Raw genomic sequence first — 19,739 nt, 5'->3', positions numbered from 1 at the left:
CGGTAAAGCGCGATGAACCAAAAAAAAGCCCGACTTGTCGGGCTTTTTTACGTTTAGGCGCCGGTGGCCGCCAGCGCTTCCGGCAGCGTCGGGTAGAACTGCAGGCGGCCCTCGATCGGCTGCACCCGCGCGCGCGCCAGGGTTTTCAGCGGCTGGAACGGCACGTCGGTGATCACCAGCTTTTTGTCCGCAGGCAGCACGTCGATAAAGCGCCGCAGGGCGCTCAGGCCGCCGGCATCGAGCACCGGCACCGCATCCCATTGCAGCACGATCGTGCGATAGCCTTCGCTGCGCGCCAGCAGTTCGGTAAAGATGCGCTCGGCGGCGGCGAAGAACAGCGGGCCGTTCACCCGCAGTACCAGGCGGCCGTCGCCGGCGCTCAGCTCGCTCAGCCGCGTCATGCGGGCGATGCGGCGCATAAACAGCAGCGACGCCAGCACGATGCCCACGGTAATGGCGATCACCATATCGAACAGCACCGTCAGCGACATGCACAGCAGCAGCACCAGAATGTCGTCCTTCGGCGCCCGGCGCAGCAGGTAAATCACCTTGTGCGCCTCGCTCATGTTCCAGGCGACCATCAGCAACAGCGCTGCCATCGCTGCCAGCGGCAGATAAGAGAGCCACGGCGCCAATACCAGCAGCGCCAGCAGCACCAGCAGCGCGTGGATGATGGCGGACACCGGCGAGGTGGCGCCGGCGCGCACGTTGGCCGCCGAACGGGCAATCGCGGCGGTGGCGGTAATGCCGCCGAAGAACGGCGCGATGATGTTGCCCGCACCCTGGCCGATCAGCTCGCTGTTCGAGTTGTGTTTCTTGCCGGTCATGCCGTCGAGTACCACTGCGCACAGCAGCGATTCGATCGCGCCGAGCATCGCCATCGAAAACGCCGCCGGCAGCAGGGCGGAAACGGTTTGCCAGCTCAGGGTGAACGGCTGCCCGCCGCCGCCCGGTAGATCCCAGGGCAGCAGCAACTGCGGTAGGATCGGCGGGATGCCCTGGCCGCTGCTGCCGTCGGCCAGCAGGTAGCTGAAGCGCGAGCCGATGGTTGCCACCGGGTGGTCAAACAGCGCCAGCAGACCCATTAGCGCGGTGCCCGCCAGCAGCGCCGGCAGGTGGCCAGGCACCCGCAGGCCGAGCTTGGGCCAGAAGATCAGGATCAGGAGCGTCACCGCGCCGATCAGGGTATCGCCGAAATCCAGCGTTGGCAGCGCCTGCAGCAGGGCGTACAGCTTGCCGACGTAATTTTCCGGCGTGTGCGCCAGCTGCAGGCCGAAGAAGTCCTTGATCTGCATGGTGGCGATGGTGATGGCGATACCGGAGGTAAAGCCGAGCGTCACCGGCAGCGGAATGTACTCGATCAGCCGGCCAAAGCGCGCCAGCCCCATCAGCAGCAGAAACACCCCGGAGATCAGCGTGGCGACCAGCAGGCCGGCCAATCCGAACTGCTGCGAAACCGGATACAGGATCACCACGAAGGCGGCGGTGGGGCCGGAGACGCTGTAGCGCGAACCGCCGCTGACGGCGATGACGATCCCGGCGATGGCGGCGGTATACAGGCCGTACTGCGGCGGCACGCCGCTGGCGATCGCCAGCGCCATCGCCAGCGGGATGGCGATAATACCGACCGTCACCCCGGCGATAGCGTCTTTCAGCAACCGCGTCAGGCTATAAGGTTCCCACCAGCAGGCGTCTATCAGCGCGCTGAAGGGGCGAATTTTGTTTATTTCATGCGTTTTCATCTACGGTGCGTACCAAATCTTCAAAAGTGAAAGGAATGGCGGGCCCGATGAGGTCCGTCTTGTCACGTGACAGATACCATACGCCCTTTGTTCAGCGGATTACCAGACCTGTGTCAATTTGGCGCAGGAAATCAGAGAGTCGCCCTTTTGTTTGGCGCTAAATGCCGATAACAGATAAGTCAGCCGCAGATTCTGCGGCTGAAAAGAAAAGGAATAATCAAGGTTTTAACGGCTAGTGGAGCGCGGGTAGGGATAAGCCGAGAAAGTGGGCTAAAGTGCTTACCAGCAGCTGGTGATCTTCCTTCTGCGGCGCGCCGGAAATGCTGATGCTGCCGACGCAGCCGAGGCCGGCCAGGGTGAGCGGGAAGGCGCCGCCGTGCACCGAATAGTCGCGTACGCTCAGCCCGTAGCGCTCCTCCAGCGACGTTTGCCGCTGCTGCAGGCGCAGGCCGATGGCGTAAGAGCTTTTGTGAAAATGATTCACCAGATTGCGCTTGCGCCGCACCCAGTCGGCGATGTCCGGCGTGGCGCCCGGCATGGCGTAATAAAACAGCGTTTGCCCGGCCAGTTGGATCTCGATGGCGATGCTCAGGCCGCGCCGCTCGGCGGCGGTTTTCAGCGCCGCGCCCAGCTCCCAGGCGGTGGCGGCGTCAAAATGGGTAAAGGCCAGCGTCGCTTCCTGTTCGCTGAGCGCCTGCAGTTCATCGTCGATATTCATACGGTTCTCCCCCGATAACACAAAGCACAGAGTAGCCTGAAGCGCGCATCGTGAGATAGACGGCTTGGCGATAAGATAGAACTGCTACTCTATTAATAGACTGTGTAAAATAGCCGTCGCCGAAGCGGAGACGACAGGGATGCGTTATTCAACGTCTGCATATCAACCCCTGGCGATCCCGAGGAGCCGCTGACTATTTATGACCTACATTGCGTCCATTCCCGCCATTTACAGCGACGCCTGCATCACCTACGCCACGCTGTCGGTAAGCTATTTCGTTCTCAGTAAAAATGCGCCGTTCTCCTCTCGCTCTGCGCTGTGGAAGCGCGTCGTATTCGGCCTGTTGGCCGGGGTGGCGGTGCTGTATTTAAGCCAGGACCGGCTGGAGCTGAGCGATAAGGTGCACTACAGCTTTGCGATGATTCCGATGATCCTGGTGACTTTTTTCGGCGGCGGCATCAGCGGGCTGGTGAGCTTTTTGTTCGCCATGGCGCTGACCGGCGGTTTCACCGTCGATAACCTGTTTATCGCCTCAATCCTGGTGCCGCTGCTGCTGTCGCGCGTGTGGCTGAAGAAATCCCACTGGGTGTTTTACCTGACGATCGGCGCCATCGCGATGTATCGCATCGCGGTGGTGTGGCTGCTGGTGGACATGAGCGGGCTGTGGCTGGACGTGTTGCTGTACCAGGCGGTTTCCGCGCTCTGCCTGGCGATTTGCTACCATGCGCTGAATTTCAAAGAGCGCCACATCTACGCCTATTTCGCGATGCGCGCCCGCGCCACGACCGACAGCCTGACCCATATCAACAACCGCGCCAGCGTCGATTACCACCTGATGCTGCAGCGCGCCGAACGCCGCCCGTGCGGGCTGATGCTCCTCGATTTGGATGACTTCAAAAAGATCAATGATACCTACGGCCACCCGGCCGGCGACGTGCTGCTGGCCAGCGTCGGCCGGCTGCTGCAAAACAGCGTGCGCAACGAGGACTTCGTCGGGCGTTACGGCGGCGAGGAATTTATGGTGATCACCGCCAGCTACGATCCGCTGGTTATCGGTGGGGTGGCGGAGCGCATTCGCAGTGCGGTGGAGAGCTCGACGTTTTTGCTGAATGCCCACGATGAAGCGCACATCACGCTGTCGATCGGCGTGTCGCTGTATCTGCCCGGCATGACGCTGGACAAGGCGATCGCCATGACCGACGAAGCGTTATATGAGGCGAAGCGCAGCGGTAAAAATCGGGTGGTGACCAGCCGCGTGATGCAGCTGGCGCCGCTGGGCGCCGGTTTCCCGCGCGAGTAAGCCGCCTCCCGCCGTGCCGGCGGAAGGCGTTGGCTCAGGCCGCCAGCGTGTGTTCGCGGAAGGCGTCCAGCAACTCTTCGGTGAACGTCAGGCGTTTCTGGCGATCGGCCAAATCGAGCGTGAACTTCAGCTTGCTCGGGCCGTCCAGGCGGTAAACCTGCGGATTGCCCTGTAGCAGGCCGATCAGATAACCGGGATCGACGCGGTTGTTGTCGCCGAACTCGATAAAGCCGCCGCGCTCGTTGCTCTCGATGCGTTTGATGCCCAGCTTCTGCGCATGCAGGCGCAGCGCCGCGCACTGCAACAGGTTGCGCGCCGCGTCCGGCAACTGGCCGAAGCGGTCGATCAGCTCGACTTTCAGCTCATCCAGCTCGCCGTCGCGCTTCGCGCTGGCGATACGCTTGTACAGCGAAAGACGGGTATTGACGTCGGGAATGAAATCTTCCGGCAGCAGCGCCGGCATGCGCAGTTCCACCTCGGTCTGGCTGCTGGTGAGATCTTCCAGCGACGGTTCGCGGCCGTTTTTCAACGCATCGACGGCGCTTTCCAACAGCTCCATGTAGAGCGAGAAACCGACGGTGGTCATCTGGCCGCTCTGGTCTTCGCCCAGCAGTTCACCGGCGCCGCGGATCTCGAGATCGTGGGTCGCCAGCGCGAAACCGGCGCCGAGATCTTCCAGCGATGCGATGGCTTCGAGCCGTTTATGGGCGTCGGTGCCCATGGCTTTCGGGTTCGGCGTCAGCAGATAGGCGTAAGCCTGGTGGTGCGAACGCCCGACGCGACCGCGCAGCTGGTGCAGCTGCGCCAGGCCGAAGCGATCGGCCCGCTCGATGATGATGGTGTTGGCGCTGGGGATATCGATGCCGGTCTCGATGATGGTGGTACACACCAGCACGTTGAAGCGCTGGTGGTGGAAATCGTTCATCACCCGTTCCAGATCGCGTTCGCGCATCTGGCCGTGGCCGATGGCGATGCGCGCTTCCGGCACCAGTTCCGCCAGGCGCTGCGCCGCTTTCTCGATGTTTTCCACGTCGTTGTAGAGGTAGTAAACCTGGCCGCCGCGCAGCACTTCGCGCAGGATCGCCTCGCGCACCACCAGGCTGTCGTATTCGCGCACGAAGGTCTTCCCCGCCAGCCGGCGCGCCGGCGGGGTGGCGATGATCGACAGATCGCGCATGCCGCTCATCGCCATGTTCAGGGTACGCGGGATCGGCGTGGCGGTCAGCGTCAGGATATCGACGTCGGCGCGCATCGCCTTGATGCGTTCTTTATGGCGCACGCCAAAGCGGTGTTCTTCATCGACGATCAGCAGCCCCAGGTCTTTCCAGCGCAGATCGCTCTGCAGCAGCTTGTGGGTGCCGATGATGATGTCTACCTTGCCTTCGGCCGCGTCATCCAGCACCTGCTGCTGCTCTTTGGCGCTGCGGAAGCGCGACATCATTTCGATGCGGATCGGCCAGGTGGCGAAGCGATCGCGGAAGTTGTCGAAGTGCTGCTGTGCCAGCAGGGTGGTCGGCACCAGCACCGCCACCTGCTTGCCGTTTTCCACCGCCAGGAAGGCGGCGCGCATCGCCACTTCGGTTTTGCCGAAGCCGACGTCGCCGCACACCAGGCGGTCCATCGCCAACGGCTGGCACATGTCGCTCAGCACCGCGTTGATCGCCTGTTCCTGATCCGGCGTGGTTTCGAACGGGAAGCTCTGGCAGAACAGCTGGTACTGTTCGCGGTTGTGTTTGAAGGCGAAACCGGCCTTGGCGGCGCGCTGGGCGTAGATATCCAGCAGCTCCGCCGCTACGTCGCGCACGCGCTCGGCCGCTTTCTGCCGCGCGCGCGTCCAGGCGTCGCCGCCCAGTTTGTGCAGCGGGGCGTTTTCGTCCGCGCCGCCGGCATAACGGCTGATCAGATGCAGCGAAGAAACCGGCACGTACAGCTTGTCCTCACCGGCGTAGGAGAGGATCAGGTACTCGGCCTTGATGCCGCCGGCCTCCAGCGTGGTCAGGCCGACGTAGCGGCCGACGCCGTGCTCCAGATGCACCACCGGCTGGCCGGGATGGAGCTCCGCCAGGTTGCGGATCAGAGTATCGGTATTGATGGTGCGCCGGTTATCCTGCCGGCGGCGGCTGACGCGCTCGCCGAGCAGATCGCTTTCGCAGATCAGCGCCCGCTGGCGCAGGCCGTCGAGGAAGCCGTGTTCGGCGGCGCCGACCATCATGTAACGGCCCGCCGTTTCCGCCTGATCGAGGCGCTGAATCAGCGCCGGCGCCAGCTTGATGCGGCCGAGCAGATCCTGCAGCGTTTCACGCCGCCCCTCGCTCTCGACGGAGAAAATCACGCTGCCGTCGAAGCCTTCGATAAAGCGCCGCAGGTTATCCAGCGGGGATTTATGCTGCGCTTGCACCGCCAGATCGGGCAGGGCATGGTAGTCCAGATTGGTATTGCCGGCCTTGGGCGGCAGCTTATCGGTTTTCAGCGCGATGCGCGGCCAGGCCTTCAGCTCGCCGAACAGCGCGTCGACGCGCAGCCACAGCGTATCGGGTGCCAGCAGCGGGCGCATCGGATCGACGCGGCGGCTTTCATAACGCTGGTTGACGTCCTGCCAGAAGCGCTCGGCGGCGCCCTCCAGATCGCCGGTGTTGACGATCAGCGTATTGGCCGGCAGATAGCTGAACAGCGACGGCAGCGGCTGGCTGAAGAACAGCGGCTGCCAGTATTCGATGCCGGCCGGCCAGGCGCTTTTGCTGACCTGCTGATAGATGTGCTCGGCGTCGCGGCGCACCTCAAACTGCTCGCGCCACTGGCTGCGGAACAGCTCGATGGCGTTTTTGTCGGTGGGGAACTCGTGGGCCGGCAACAGATTGATGGCCTCGACTTCGCTCAGCGTGCGCTGGGTATCGACGTCGAAGATGCGCAGGCTGTCGATTTCGTCATCGAAAAAGTCGATGCGGTAAGGCTCATCGCTGCCCATCGGGTAAAGATCGAGCAACGCGCCGCGGGTGGCGAATTCGCCGTGCTCCATCACCTGATCGACGCTGCGGTAACCGGCCTGTTCCAGCTGCGCGCGCAGCTTGTCGCGCGACAGGCGCTGGCCTTTCTTCATCACCAGCGCGTGGCCGTGCAGGAACTCGTGCGGGCAGACGCGCTGCATCAGGGTGTTGACCGGCAGAATGATCACGCCGCGCGCCATGGTCGGCAGGTGATACAGGCTCGACAAACGATCCGAGATGATTTCCTGATGCGGCGAGAAGCTGTCGTACGGCAAGGTTTCCCAGTCGGACAGCGTGGTCACCATCTGGTCGGTGAACTGCTGGATCTCGTCGCGCAGCCGCAGGGCGTTTTGCATGTCCGGCGCGATCAGCATCACCGGGCCTGGGTGGCGTTCGACGATCTCGGCGCACTCCACGGCGCAGGCCGCGCCGGTCAGTTGCCCCAGCTGGCGCAGATCGCCCGCGCGATCGGGCAGAGAATAACGGGGGGATGAGGAACGGTTACGGCTATCGGAAGTGCTCATTCAGGTATCTTTAATCAATGTGTTAGAGGGCGTTCCGGCACGGATAACCCAGCGCCTTTATGCTGTTTATAGTAGCCCAGCGGCCGCCAAACTGACACAGCAAAAAGCGCTCTACCCTGATGTTCCGCCTGTTATTTAACCGATACGCCGCGTTAATTTTCGCCGGCCAGGGTGAGATAGTGCGCAATCTTGTCGACGTCAAGGTTGCCGCCGCTGACGATAACGCCGACCTTTTTACCGCGCAGATCGAGCAGGCCGTTCATCGCCGCCGCGGCCGCCAGGCAGCCGGTCGGCTCAACCACCATTTTCATCCGCTCCATAAAGAAGCGCATTTGCCGACACAGCTGGGCGTCGCTGACCGTCAGAATGCCTTCGACATATTCTTGAATGATCGGGAAGGTCAGCCGCCCGACCTGTTGGGTCTGCGCGCCGTCGGCAATGGTTTTCGGCACCGGGATGTGCACCGGTTCACCGCGCTGAAAGGCTTGCTGAACGTCGTTGCCGGCTTCGGGCTCGACGCCGAACACGCGACAGCCCGGCGACCAGTGATGCGCCGCCACCGCGCTGCCGGCCAGCAGGCCGCCGCCGCCGGTGCACACCAACAGCAGATCCAATGGCCCGGTCTCTTCAAACAGCTCCTTGGCGGCGGTGCCCTGGCCGGCGATCACCTGCGGATAATCGTACGGTGGCACCAGCGTCAGGCCCCGCTCTGTGGCCAGGCGTCGGGTGATTTCTTCACGATCTTCGCTGTGGCGCTGATAGATGACCACGTTGGCGCCGTAGCCGCGCGTCGCCGCCAGCTTGGCCGCAGGGGCGTCGTGGGGCATTACGATGGTGGCGCTAACGCCCAATTCGCGCGCCGCCAGCGCCATCGCCTGTGCGTGGTTGCCGGATGAAAAGGCGATTACCCCGGCCCGACGCTGCTCTGCGCTGAGTTGCGCGATGGCGTTATAGGCGCCGCGAAATTTGAAGGCGCCGATGCGCTGAAAATTCTCGCACTTGAAGAACAGCTGCGCGCCGGCGATCTGGTCGGCCTGGCGCGAAGTCATGACCGGCGTGCGCAGGGAATGCCCGGCGATAACGTCGGCGGCGGTGGCAATATCGGCGGCGGTGATGCAGCGTGGGACTGAACTCATGGCGACCTCGCACAGGTAAGGATGGGGACGATGCATTGCTTGGTGTGGTTTTTTAATTTACTCTTTGTAAAGTTATTGTCAAATGGTTAACTCAATGAGCGATCTCAGGCAGGAAAATGCGCTGTTGCTGCGCGAAGCGGAAAAAATTGTTCAGGCGTTGGGCGTGATGTTTGCGCCCGGTTGCGAAGTGGTGCTGCACGATCTGACCCAGCCCGATCGCGCCATTGTCGCCATCGCCAACAATCTGTCCAACCGCCGCATCGGCGACGCCGCGACGGAAATGGGGCTGGAGCGCATCGCGTCGCCGGAGTTTCCTGACGTGGTGCAGAACTACGCCAGCGTGTTTCCCGACGGGCGCCCGGCCAAGAGCACCTCGATCGGCCTGCGCAATAGCCAGGGCCGCTTTGTGGCGGCGATTTGCCTCAATCTGGATGTGTCCATCTTCAACAGCGTCACCGCTATCCTGCAGCAGCTGACGGCGGTGGTGCAAAGCGCCGCGCCGCAGGCGGCGGAGAGTGCACGCTCGCTGTCGGACATCGCCGCGGCGATCAACGCGTTCGCCGCGTCGCATGCCACCCAGCCGCGCGCTTTGTCTTCCGAACAGCGGTTTCAGGTGGTGCAACAGCTGAAGCAGCAAGGGTATTTGCAACTGCGCGGCGCGGCCACCATGGTGGCCGAAGCGCTCGGCATCTCGCGGGTGTCGGTCTATAACCTGCTCAAGCGAGACGCCGGATGAGGGGCCGCCCGGCGCAATAAAAGGCCGCCGGGTGTTCCCTAAACGAGGGAGAGCCTTTATTATCCATGATCACTTTGCTTAAGCCACGGCTATCAAACGGATTTCATGTATCAACCTGTCGCGTTATTCATTGGCCTGCGCTACATGCGCGGGCGAGCCTCAGACCGCTTCGGGCGGTTTGTTTCCTGGCTTTCTACCATCGGCATTACGCTGGGGGTGATGGCGTTGGTCACCGTGCTGTCGGTGATGAACGGTTTCGAGAAGGATCTGGAGAACAACATCCTCGGCCTGATGCCGCAGGCGTTGGTCACCAGTCCGCAAGGATCGGTCAACCCGCAGCAGCTGCCGGCCTCCGAGGTGCAGAAGCTGCAGGGCGTCACGCGCGTCGCACCGCTGACCACCGGTGACGTGGTGCTGCAAAGCGCCCGCAGCGTGGCGGTCGGGGTGATGCTCGGCGTCAATCCCGACGAAGCCGATCCGCTGACCCCGTATCTGGTCAACGTCAAGCAGCAACAGCTGCAGCCGGGCCAATACAACATCATCATCGGCGAACAGCTGGCGGGGCAACTCGGCGTCAAGCGCGGCGATTCGCTGCGCGTGATGGTGCCGAGCGCCAGCCAGTTCACACCGATGGGCCGGATTCCCAGCCAGCGCCTGTTCACCCTTATCGGAACCTTCCATGCCAACAGCGAGGTGGACGGCTATCAGCTGCTGGTCAACCAACAGGATGCTTCGCGCCTGATGCGCTACCCGGCGGGCAACATCACCGGCTGGCGCTTGTTCCTGCAGCAGCCGCTGGCGGTCGATACCCTCAGCCAACAGGCGCTGCCGGCGGGCACGGTCTGGAAAGACTGGCGCGATCGCAAGGGCGAGCTGTTCCAGGCGGTGCGTATGGAGAAAAACATGATGGGGCTGCTGCTCAGCCTGATCGTGGCGGTGGCGGCGTTTAACATCATTACGTCGCTCGGCCTGCTGGTGATGGAAAAGCAGGGCGAGGTCGCCATTCTGCAGACCCAGGGGCTGACTCGCCGCCAGATCATGTCGGTGTTTATGGTGCAAGGCGCCAGCGCCGGCATCATCGGTTCGCTGCTCGGCACGCTGCTCGGCGTGCTGCTGGCCACCAACCTGAATAACCTGATGCCGATCCTCGGCGCCCTGATCGACGGCGCTTCGCTGCCGGTGGCGGTCGATCCGCTGCAGGTAACGATCATCGCCGTGGTGGCGATGGCGGTTTCCTTGTTGTCCACGCTTTATCCTTCATGGCGCGCTGCCGCCGTACAACCCGCTGAGGCTTTACGTTATGAGTAACCATCTTTTGCTGCAGTGTGACAACCTGTGCAAGACCTATCAGGAAGGCAATCTGCACACCGACGTGCTGCGCAATGTCAGCTTTGCCATGCAGCAGGGCGAGATGATGGCGATCGTCGGCAGCTCGGGTTCCGGCAAGAGTACCCTGTTGCACCTGCTGGGCGGGTTGGACTCACCGACCTCCGGCGAGGTGATCTTCAAGGGCGAATCGCTGAACGCCATGTCTTCGGCGGCCAAGGCCGAGCTGCGCAACCGCCAGCTGGGCTTCATCTATCAGTTTCACCATCTGCTGCCGGACTTCACCGCGCTGGAAAACGCCGCCATGCCGCTGCTGATCGGTGGCGCCAAGCCGGCGCAGGCGCAGGAGAAGGCACGGGAGATGCTGGCGGCGGTCGGGCTGGAAAAACGCAGCAAGCACCGCCCGTCAGAGCTCTCCGGCGGCGAGCGTCAGCGCGTGGCAATCGCGCGCGCGCTGGTTAACAACCCGGCGCTGGTGCTGGCGGACGAACCGACCGGTAACCTGGACAAACGCACCGCGGACAGCATCTTCGATCTGCTGGGCGAGCTGAACGTGCGTCAGGGCACCGCTTTTCTGGTGGTGACGCACGATCTGCAGCTGGCCAAGCGCCTGAGCCGCCAGCTGGAAATGGCCGACGGACACCTGCAGGCGCAGCTGACCCTGATGGGGGCCGAGTAATGGCGGGAGCCTCACTGTCCTTCCTGACGGCCCTGCGTTTCAGCCGCGGCCGTAAACGCGGCGGCATGGTGTCGCTGATCTCGGTCATCTCCACCATCGGCATTGCGCTGGGGGTGGCGGTGCTGATCGTCGGCCTGAGCGCGATGAACGGCTTTGAGCGCGAGCTGAAGAACCGCATTCTGGCGGTGGTGCCGCACGGCGAACTCGAGCCGGTCAATCAGCCGTTCAGCGGCTGGCCGTCGATTCTGCAGCGGGTGGAAAAGGTGCCGGGTATTGTGGCCGCCGCGCCGTACATCAACTTTACCGGCCTGATGGAGAACGGCGCGCAGCTGCGCGCGGTGGAAGTCAAAGGCGTTGATCCGCAGCAGGAGAGCCGGCTGAGCGCGCTGCCGCAGTATGTGCAGGGCGACGCCTGGGCCAACTTCAAGCCCGGCGAGCAGCAGGTGATCCTCGGCAAGGGCGTGGCCGACGCGTTGGGCGTCAAGCAGGGCGCCTATGTGACGGTGATGATCCCCAACAGCGACCCGGAAATGAAGCTGCTGCAGCCGAAGCGCATCCGTCTGCACGTGACCGGCATTTTGCAGCTCAGCGGCCAGCTCGATCACAGCCTGGCGCTGGTGCCGCTGGCCGATGCGCAGCAGTATCTCGATATGGGTGACAGCGTCACGGGTATCGCCCTCAAGATGAACGACGTGTTCGCCGCCAACAAACTGGTGCGCGACGCCGGCGAAGTGACCAATTCTTATATCTACATCAAAAGCTGGATCGGCAAGTACGGCTACATGTATCGCGATATCCAGATGATCCGCGCCATTATGTACCTGGCGATGGTGCTGGTGATCGGCGTGGCCTGCTTCAACATCGTGTCCACGCTGGTAATGGCGGTGAAAGACAAAAGCGCCGACATCGCGGTGCTGCGTACCCTGGGCGCCAAAGACGGCTTTATCCGCGCCATCTTCATCTGGTACGGGCTGCTGGCCGGGCTGCTGGGCAGCCTGAGCGGTGTAGTGATTGGGGTGACCGCCTCGCTGCAGCTGACCAACATCATCCGGGGCATCGAGAAACTGGTCGGCCACTCCTTCCTGTCGGGCGATATCTACTTCATCGACTTCCTGCCTTCCGAGCTGCACTGGCTGGACGTGCTGATCGTGCTGGCAACCGCCATCGTGCTGAGCCTGTTGGCCAGTTGGTATCCGGCCAGGCGAGCCAGCCGCATCGATCCGGCGCGGGTGCTGAGCGGACAATAAAACCCACGGGGAGGCAGCGATGCCGCCCCGTTTTTTTAGCCTGGGGATGGGTTATGTACTACGGTTTCGATATGGGCGGCACCAAGATTGAGCTGGGGGTGTTCGACGACAACCTGCAACGCATTTGGCAAAAGCGGGTGCCGACGCCGCGTGAAGATTACCGGCAGCTGCTGGCCACGCTGTGCGATCTGACCCTTGAGGCGGATGCGTTTTGCGGCCGGCGCGGCAGCGTCGGCATCGGCATCCCGGGCCTGCCCAACGACGATGACGGCACGCTGTTTACCGCCAACGTGCCGGCGGCGATGGGGCGACCGCTGCCGCACGATCTGGCGGCGCTGATCGGGCGCGAGGTGCGGGTCGATAACGACGCCAACTGCTTTGCGCTGTCGGAGGCCTGGGACGACGAGTTTCGCCGCTACCCGACGGTGCTGGGCATCATCCTCGGCACCGGCGTAGGCGGTGGGCTGATCGTCGACGGCAAGACGGTGCCTGGGCGCAACTATATCGCCGGCGAGTTCGGCCATTTGCGCCTGCCGGTGGATGCGCTCGAGGTCTTGGGGCGTGATGTGCCTCGCGTTGCCTGCGGGTGCGGCCACCAGGGTTGCATTGAAAATTACATATCGGGCCGCGGTTTCGAATGGATGTACGCCCATTTCTATGGCCGGCACTTGCCTGCCACCGAGATCATTGCGCATTATCAGGCAGGTGAGCCGCAGGCGGTGGCTCACGTCGACCGCTTTATGGACGTGCTGGCGATCTGCCTGGGCAACCTGCTGACGGTGCTGGATCCGCACCTGGTGGTGATCGGCGGCGGGCTATCGAACTTCGACGCCATTTACCAGGCGTTGCCGCAGCGGCTGCCGGCGCACCTGCTGCGGGTGGCCCGGCTGCCGCGCATCGAGAAGGCGCGCTATGGCGACGCCGGCGGCGTGCGCGGCGCAGCGTTCCTCAATTTGGTCAACAGGGAAAAGTAAGGAGAGAGTTAATGCACACTCGCCATCGGCTGTGTCAGTTTCGCAAGAGTAAGCATGTGCTGCATCAGCGCTTTCGTTCACGCATTTTTCACCGTGACACCATGGCGGCGGCCGAGCTGAAAAAGCCGTTTGTGGTGGTGTTGACCGGGGCCGGCATTTCGGCCGAGTCGGGCATTCGCACCTTCCGCGCCGCGGATGGGCTGTGGGAAGAGCACCGGGTGGAGGACGTCGCCACGCCGGAAGGTTTTCAGCGCGATCCGGCGCTGGTGCAGGCGTTTTACAACGAACGCCGCCGCCAGCTGCAGACGGAAGAGATCGCCCCGAACGCCGCGCACCGTGCGCTGGCGGACCTGGAAGAGTGGCTGGGGGACAACTTCCTGCTGGTCACGCAAAACATCGATAACCTGCATGAACGCGCCGGCAGCAAGCGGGTGCTGCACATGCACGGCGAATTGCTGAAGGTGCGCTGCACCCAGTCGGGCCAGGTGTTCGAATGGCCCGGCGATCTCAGCGTTGACGACCGTTGCCACTGCTGCCAGTTCCCGGCGCCGCTGCGGCCACACGTGGTGTGGTTCGGCGAGATGCCGCTGGGTATGGACGACATTTACCAGGCGCTGAGCAAGGCCGATTTCTTCGTCGCCATCGGCACCTCCGGCCACGTCTATCCGGCGGCCGGCTTCGTGCATGAGGCGCGGCTGGGCGGCGCCTACGCCATGGAACTGAACCTGGAACCGAGCCAGGTGGAGAGCCAGTTCGACGAGAAACACTACGGGCTTGCCAGCGAAGTGGTGCCGCGTTTTGTGCACAAGTTCCTGGTGGGCAAGGTGGCGCGGGCCGACAGGCCTTAGTGGTGCGTTTGGGGATGAAAAAGCTCAGGTGCAAACTTAATTACACCTGAGCTTTTCATGGATATTAACGCATTTAGAGCGTAATGCGTTAATAATGGATTTTTCCTATTTACTTCCGTAAATAGTATCAATCAGTTTGAAATAGGCATCGGGAGCATGCGCATTTTTTATTCTTTCGATGGATGCTTGTGCTTTATCGCTTATTGTTTTTTTGTCAGCAACGGCATTAGCTATATTTTTCTTGATGCCAGCTATAATGATATTACGAATTTCTTCTTTGTCATCATAACTACTGATAACAATTTCTTTAAATTTATTACATGGAACATCGATCATCCAACCTGATTCGGAGGGGTTTATTTCTGTCAGTGCACGAACGCTGGTTGTTATCACTGGACATCCGCAAGCTTGCATTTCCAATACGGAATAACCATAAGTGTCACCCCATGTTGGCAGCAAACCAATGTGGCTACTAATGAATTTTTCCATTACTTGCCCGTTAGGAAGCGATGCAAAATGGGAAATGCATGATAGATCTTTCACAATGGATTCAATGCGTTCATAGAATTGCATATCATCTTTGAATTCTCCATGAACATAATTATCTCTTTTGCCCAGATCGCCGATCAAAGTGACATCAATGTCGTCTGCTGAAATAATCCCGCTCTCAACCAGTTCGCTAACGGCAAGAACGATTTCTGCACCGCCTTTACGGTAAAAGTCCCGACCGACAAAGATGAGCTTTACCCTGTCTGAATCGACCGGTTTGTCAGTTACCGCAGCCACTAACAGTTGCTGCGGCGGATGAACGATACGCATCTTGCTTTTGATTGAATCGGCAAGAGCGGGGTATTCATCAAGCATAGCCACCTGAATATTATAAGCAGATTGTGATAATGCTAAAATACTGAGGCAATTGCTTTCGGCGATGGCTGACAGCAAGGCTCCAATCTTTTCGTTTTTCTCATAATTATTCTCCCCATCCGGTTTTCTATGGATATCCATTACTTCCGGTATTCTCGGGATAATAGTCTCAAAGGTTGAAACCCACTTGCCTTTTAGTAATCCGGTGTGGTTGAAGAAATGAAATGCATCAATATTATTTGAGGGGTTAACTATGAGCGGTCTAAAAATAAATGATGGTGCTTTATTTAGTAGTTTGCTGTTCAGAAAGTTAATGTATTTAAAAATATTGCTTTTATCAAAGTTGATGAAGTCATGACTTTTGTTTTCAGTAATGCAACGCTTTTCAGGGTATCCATTGCTCGCAATTCCGATGCGCATTCACCACCTCATAATAATTAAAAATAAAATGCAATAATTTAGGCAATATACCGCTATCCATGTGTAATTACAAGGGTTATTCAATGCGTAAACATTCGTGCATAATTACAGGGAGTAATGCTTTATTAAATACATCAATAAGCTACTGCAACTTCGTTATCCGACTTGTGATGGCGGATAACGAAGATAATAGCGTTTCTCTAACGATCAGCGCCCGGCTTTCAGCTTTTGGAAGTAGCTTTCGTACAGCGTGCTGGCGTCGCCGACGTCGTTTTGCCACTCGCCGTGCTCAATCACCGCCTTATCCGGGTAGAGTGATTTGTCGTTGGCGATCTCCGGCGACAGCAGCTTCTTCGCCGCCAGGTTCGGCGTCGGATAACCGATGGTTTCCGCCACCTGCACCGCGATTTCCGGCCGCAGCAGGAAGTCTATCAGCTTCAGCGCCCCCTCGACGTTGCGCGCATTGGCCGGAATGGCCAGGCTGTCCATCCAGAAGATCCCGCCTTCCTTCGGCCAGACGATCTCCAGCGGCGTGCCGGCCTGGCGCGCCACGAAGGCCGAACCGTTCCACACCATACCGACGTTGACTTCCCCTTCCATAAATGGGTTGCCCGGGTTGTCGGAGTTGAAGGCCAGCACGTTCGGCATCAATTTCTGCAGTTCGTGGTAGGCGGCTTCGATCTCTTTCGGGTCGGTGGTGTTGCCGGAATAGCCCAGCTTGAGCAGCGCCATCTGGAACACTTCGCGCGCGTCGTCGGTCAGCAGCAGGCGGCCTTTGTACTGCGGCTGCCACAGATCGGCCCAGGACGTGACGGTAGAGGGCTCCTGCGCATCACTGTTAACGCCGATGGCGGTGGCGCCCCAGATATAGGGGATGGAATAGTCGTTGTTAGGATCGAACGGCTTGTTCAGCAGGGTAGGATCAAGATCCTTGAAGTGGCTGAGCTTGCTCTTGTCGATTTTTTGCAGCATGCCTTCCTTGCTCATCTTGGCGATGAAGTAGGTGGAAGGCACCACCAGATCGTACGCGCCGTCTTTATAGGTCTTCAGCTTGGCGTACATGCTTTCGTTGGATTCATAGGTGGAATAGATCACCTTGATGCCGGTTTCCTTGGTGAACTGCTCCAGCAGCCCCGGCGGGACGTATTCAGTCCAGTTATAGAAATACAGCGTTTTGCCGTCAGAGGCGTTTGCAGAGCAGAAACTCAGCGCCATCATCCCGGCTGCGAGCAGATGTGACCACTTTTTCATGCAGCGTATCCTTCAGCAGTAATGAGCCGAACCCGTATGGGCAAACCGTTTGGCGGCCGCGCCATACCCCAGAAAGGGGCCATTATAGGGGCCGGGGCGGGGTGGGTAAAGGCGGTTATCCCAGCGGCAAATCAGCGGGTTAACCGAGCCTGGCCGATCAAAAACGGCCGCAGTCATATCACTGCGGCGAATGAAAGAGGCGGGCGCCGCAGCGCCCGGCGGTAAGGATTACTCGGCCTTGGGCGAGCGATCGCGCATCACCCACTGGCTGGCGATCACCAGCACCAGCGACAGCAGCAGCAAAATGGTGGCCAGCGCGTTGACCTCCGGCGAGACGCCGACTTTCACCATCGAATAGATCTTCAGCGGCAAGATTTCGTAGCTCGGCCCGGTGACGAAGGAGGAGACGACCACGTCGTCCATCGACAGGGTGAAGCTCAGCAGCCAGCCGGCCGCCACCGCCGGCATCGCCAGCGGCAGTATGATCTTGCGCAGAATGGTGAGCTCGCTTGCGCCGAGATCGCGCGCAGCCTCCAGCATCTTCACGTCGAACCCTTTCAGGCGCGCGTAAACGGTCACCACCACGAACGGCAGGCAAAAGGGGATGTGCGAGAACAGCAGCGACCAGAAGCCGAGCGAAATGCCGAGCAGCATGAACAGCACCAGCAACGAGATAGCCATCACGATATCCGGCGACATCATCACCACGAACAGCATGCCGCCGACGAACGGCTTGCCGCGGAAGCGGTAGCGGTACAGCGCCACCGCGGTCAGCGAGCCGATCAGCGTGGCGAAGGTGGCGGAGAGCACCGCCATGGTCAGCGAGTGGCCGGCGGCCTGCAGCAGGCTGTCGTTATTCAGCAGCGTGCTGTACCACTTGGTGGTGGCTCCTTGCCAACTGATGCCGAAGCGCGAGGCGTTGAAGGAGTTGACGATCAGGATGACGATCGGGATATACAGGTAGGCGTATACTAGCGTCATAAAGCCGCCGCGCAGCAGACGTCCAATCATGCCAGATCCTCCTTCTTGTTCAGCAGGCGGGCGGCCCGGTAATAGACCAGCAGCAACAGCCCCATCACCAGCGTCAGGCAGATGCTGGTAGCCGCGCCGAACGGCCAGTCGCGGATATTGAGGAACTGGCTTTTAATCACGTTGCCGATCAGCAGATTCTTGGCGCCGCCCATCAGATCGGCGACGAAGAACAGCCCCATCGCCGGCAGCACCACCAGCAGGCAGCCGGCGATAATGCCCGGCATGGTCAGCGGCACGATGATGCGGATAAAGGTCTGCAGCTTGCTGGCGCCGAGATCGCGCGCCGCCTCCAGGCAGGACTTATCGAGCTTTTCGATGCTGGAGTAGAGCGGCATCACCATAAACGGCAGCAGGATATACACCAGGCCGAGGATCACCGCTTCCGAGGTGTACATGATGCGCAGCGGCTTGTCGATGACGCCGACCCACAGCAGCGCGTCGTTGAGATAGCCGCGGGTGCTGAGAAACAGCTTTAGGCCGTAGATGCGGATCAGCGAGTTGGTCCAGAAGGGCACGATCAGCAGAAACAGCAGCAGCGGCCGCACCTTCTGCGGCAACCGCGCCAGAATAAAGGCGAACGGATAGCCAATCACCAGGCAGCACAGGGTGGCGACCAGCGCCATGTTCAGCGAGTGCAGCAGCACCTGGGCGTACAACGGATCGAACAAGCGCCGGTAGTTGTCCAGCGTGAACACCATCTGCACCAGGTTGGCGTCATCGCGGGTCAGGAAGCTGGTGGCGATGATCATCAGGTTGGGCATGAACACGAACAGCAGCAGCCAGGCGACGACGCCGACGATCACCACATTCTGGAAGACTTTACGCGATTTCTTCATCGGCCAGCACCACCTCCCAGCTTTCAACCCAGGTCACCGCCATCTTCTGGTTGAGCGAGTGGTCGACGTCCGGATCGTCTTCATTGAAGAACTCGCTGACCATCACCGTTTTACCGCTCTCCAGCTCAACCACCGACTCCAGCGTCATGCCTTTGTAGTTGCGCTCGCGCACGTAGCCGATCAGCCCGTCGTGCTGCGCGCTGTCGTTCACTTCTTCTACCCGCAGATCCTCCGGGCGCAGCAGCACCTTCAGCTTTTGGCCCGGCTCTACCGGCAGATCGGCATAGATGTCGCACTCGCGGCCTTCGACGTTGGCGCGCACCCGCTGCGGATCGAGGCGCTGCAAGACCACCGCGTCGAAGATGTTGATCTCGCCGATAAAGCTGGCGACGAACAGGTTCTTCGGCTCTTCGTAGATTTCACGTGGCGTGCCGTCCTGCTCGATGCGGCCTTCACGCATCACTACGATGCGATCCGACATGGTCAGTGCTTCTTCCTGATCGTGGGTGACGAATACGAAGGTGATGCCCAGCTTGCGCTGCAGCGCCTTCAGCTCGTTCTGCATCTGTTTGCGCAGCTTGTAGTCCAGCGCCGACAGCGATTCGTCCAGCAGCAACACCTTCGGCTTGTTGACCACTGCGCGGGCGATGGCCACGCGCTGCTGTTGGCCGCCGGAGAGCTGGCCCGGCCGCCGCTTGGCGAACGCATCCAGCTGCACCATGCGCAGCGCCTCTTCGACGCGCGGCGTCAGTTCCGCCACCGGCACCTTTTGCATGCGCAGGCCAAAGGCGACGTTGTCGAACACCGACATGTGCGGAAACAGGGCATAGCTCTGAAACACGGTGTTGACGTGGCGATGTTCGGCCGGAATGGCGGTGATGTCCTGGCCGTCGAGCACGATGCGGCCCCGATCGGCGTCTTCAAGACCGGCGATCAGGCGCAGCACCGTGGTTTTGCCACAGCCGGAGGGGCCGAGAATGGTGAGGAATTCGCCGTGGTTAATCGCCAGTTCGAGATCGGCAATGATGGTTTTGCCATCGAACGCTTTGCTCAGGGCATGCAGTTCAACAAGGGGAGTCAGAGAGGATGTCTCAGTCATTTATCGTATTACTCTATCCCGTG

Annotated in this window: 16 protein-coding genes; 7 read left to right on the top strand and 9 right to left on the bottom strand. The window is 60.7% G+C overall.

All coding sequences use genetic code 11. The features are described 5' to 3' along the window. Window positions 1-53 precede the first annotated feature (53 nt). On the bottom strand, window positions 54-1,742 hold the full coding sequence (dauA, locus tag HMPREF3138_RS10280) for a C4-dicarboxylic acid transporter DauA (protein ID WP_038877822.1): 1,689 nt from the start codon (window positions 1,740-1,742) through the stop codon (window positions 54-56). Between the two features lie 232 nt (window positions 1,743-1,974). Further along, entirely contained in the window at window positions 1,975-2,460 is a 486-nt protein-coding gene (locus HMPREF3138_RS10275) for a heme-degrading domain-containing protein (protein ID WP_038877820.1), read from the bottom strand. Window positions 2,461-2,659: 199 nt separating this feature from the next. Between HMPREF3138_RS10275 and HMPREF3138_RS10270 the strand changes: the two genes are divergently transcribed. Next, window positions 2,660-3,760 (top strand): GGDEF domain-containing protein, encoded by a 1,101-nt coding sequence (locus HMPREF3138_RS10270; protein WP_038877819.1) that lies wholly within the window; start codon window positions 2,660-2,662, stop codon window positions 3,758-3,760. A 34-nt stretch (window positions 3,761-3,794) separates the two neighbouring features. Here the strand turns inward: HMPREF3138_RS10270 and mfd are convergent, their stop codons facing one another. Both mfd and HMPREF3138_RS10260 read right to left on the bottom strand, forming a co-directional pair. Then, complete coding sequence (gene mfd, locus HMPREF3138_RS10265; protein WP_070559023.1) at window positions 3,795-7,268, bottom strand: transcription-repair coupling factor; 3,474 nt, start codon at window positions 7,266-7,268, stop codon at window positions 3,795-3,797. Between the two features lie 152 nt (window positions 7,269-7,420). Continuing rightward, window positions 7,421-8,404 carry a threo-3-hydroxy-L-aspartate ammonia-lyase gene (locus HMPREF3138_RS10260; protein WP_038877817.1) on the bottom strand — a complete coding sequence of 328 codons (984 nt, stop codon included), beginning with the start codon at window positions 8,402-8,404 and terminating at the stop codon, window positions 7,421-7,423. 94 nt (window positions 8,405-8,498) lie between these two features. Between HMPREF3138_RS10260 and HMPREF3138_RS10255 the strand changes: the two genes are divergently transcribed. The 6 genes from HMPREF3138_RS10255 to cobB all read left to right on the top strand — a co-directional run bounded on the left by HMPREF3138_RS10255 (window position 8,499) and on the right by cobB (window position 14,214). Then, window positions 8,499-9,140 carry a helix-turn-helix transcriptional regulator gene (locus HMPREF3138_RS10255; protein ID WP_038877816.1) on the top strand — a complete coding sequence of 214 codons (642 nt, stop codon included), beginning with the start codon at window positions 8,499-8,501 and terminating at the stop codon, window positions 9,138-9,140. Between the two features lie 105 nt (window positions 9,141-9,245). Next, a complete protein-coding gene (gene lolC / locus HMPREF3138_RS10250; RefSeq protein ID WP_038877815.1) occupies window positions 9,246-10,448 on the top strand; it encodes a lipoprotein-releasing ABC transporter permease subunit LolC in 1,203 nt (400 codons plus the stop codon). Next, window positions 10,441-11,145: a lipoprotein-releasing ABC transporter ATP-binding protein LolD gene (lolD, locus tag HMPREF3138_RS10245; RefSeq protein ID WP_004941120.1), complete on the top strand. Its 705-nt coding sequence runs from the start codon at window positions 10,441-10,443 to the stop codon at window positions 11,143-11,145. The genes lolC and lolD overlap by 8 nt, the downstream gene beginning before the upstream one ends. After that, entirely contained in the window at window positions 11,145-12,392 is a 1,248-nt protein-coding gene (lolE, locus tag HMPREF3138_RS10240) for a lipoprotein-releasing ABC transporter permease subunit LolE (protein ID WP_038877814.1), read from the top strand. The genes lolD and lolE overlap by 1 nt, the downstream gene beginning before the upstream one ends. 53 nt (window positions 12,393-12,445) lie before the next feature. Then, entirely contained in the window at window positions 12,446-13,366 is a 921-nt protein-coding gene (nagK, locus tag HMPREF3138_RS10235; RefSeq protein ID WP_038877813.1) for an N-acetylglucosamine kinase, read from the top strand. Window positions 13,367-13,377: 11 nt separating this feature from the next. Further along, on the top strand, window positions 13,378-14,214 hold the full coding sequence (cobB, locus tag HMPREF3138_RS10230; protein WP_015377583.1) for a Sir2 family NAD+-dependent deacetylase: 837 nt from the start codon (window positions 13,378-13,380) through the stop codon (window positions 14,212-14,214). A 105-nt stretch (window positions 14,215-14,319) separates the two neighbouring features. Here cobB and HMPREF3138_RS10225 read toward each other — a convergent pair whose 3' ends face one another. The 5 genes from HMPREF3138_RS10225 to potA all read right to left on the bottom strand — a co-directional run bounded on the left by HMPREF3138_RS10225 (window position 14,320) and on the right by potA (window position 19,716). Next, the gene (locus tag HMPREF3138_RS10225; RefSeq protein WP_038877811.1) at window positions 14,320-15,498 is read right to left on the bottom strand and encodes a glycosyltransferase; all 1,179 of its coding nucleotides are present in this window, start codon (window positions 15,496-15,498) and stop codon (window positions 14,320-14,322) included. A gap of 207 nt (window positions 15,499-15,705) precedes the next feature. Further along, complete coding sequence (potD, locus tag HMPREF3138_RS10220) at window positions 15,706-16,749, bottom strand: spermidine/putrescine ABC transporter substrate-binding protein PotD (protein WP_038877809.1); 1,044 nt, start codon at window positions 16,747-16,749, stop codon at window positions 15,706-15,708. A 228-nt stretch (window positions 16,750-16,977) separates the two neighbouring features. Beyond that, window positions 16,978-17,760, bottom strand: a complete 783-nt coding sequence (gene potC / locus HMPREF3138_RS10215; protein ID WP_070559021.1) for a spermidine/putrescine ABC transporter permease PotC — start codon at window positions 17,758-17,760, stop codon at window positions 16,978-16,980. Then, window positions 17,757-18,617 carry a spermidine/putrescine ABC transporter permease PotB gene (gene potB, locus HMPREF3138_RS10210; protein WP_038877805.1) on the bottom strand — a complete coding sequence of 287 codons (861 nt, stop codon included), beginning with the start codon at window positions 18,615-18,617 and terminating at the stop codon, window positions 17,757-17,759. The genes potC and potB overlap by 4 nt, the downstream gene beginning before the upstream one ends. Then, window positions 18,601-19,716: a spermidine/putrescine ABC transporter ATP-binding protein PotA gene (gene potA / locus HMPREF3138_RS10205; protein ID WP_038877803.1), complete on the bottom strand. Its 1,116-nt coding sequence runs from the start codon at window positions 19,714-19,716 to the stop codon at window positions 18,601-18,603. The genes potB and potA overlap by 17 nt, the downstream gene beginning before the upstream one ends. Window positions 19,717-19,739: the final 23 nt, after the last annotated feature.

The organism is Serratia sp. HMSC15F11, from assembly GCF_001808215.1.
Classification (GTDB): Bacteria; Pseudomonadota; Gammaproteobacteria; order Enterobacterales; family Enterobacteriaceae; genus Serratia; species Serratia nevei.
Note: the sequence above shows the minus strand (reverse complement) of the source record. Positions and strands in the feature narration are given on the sequence as shown.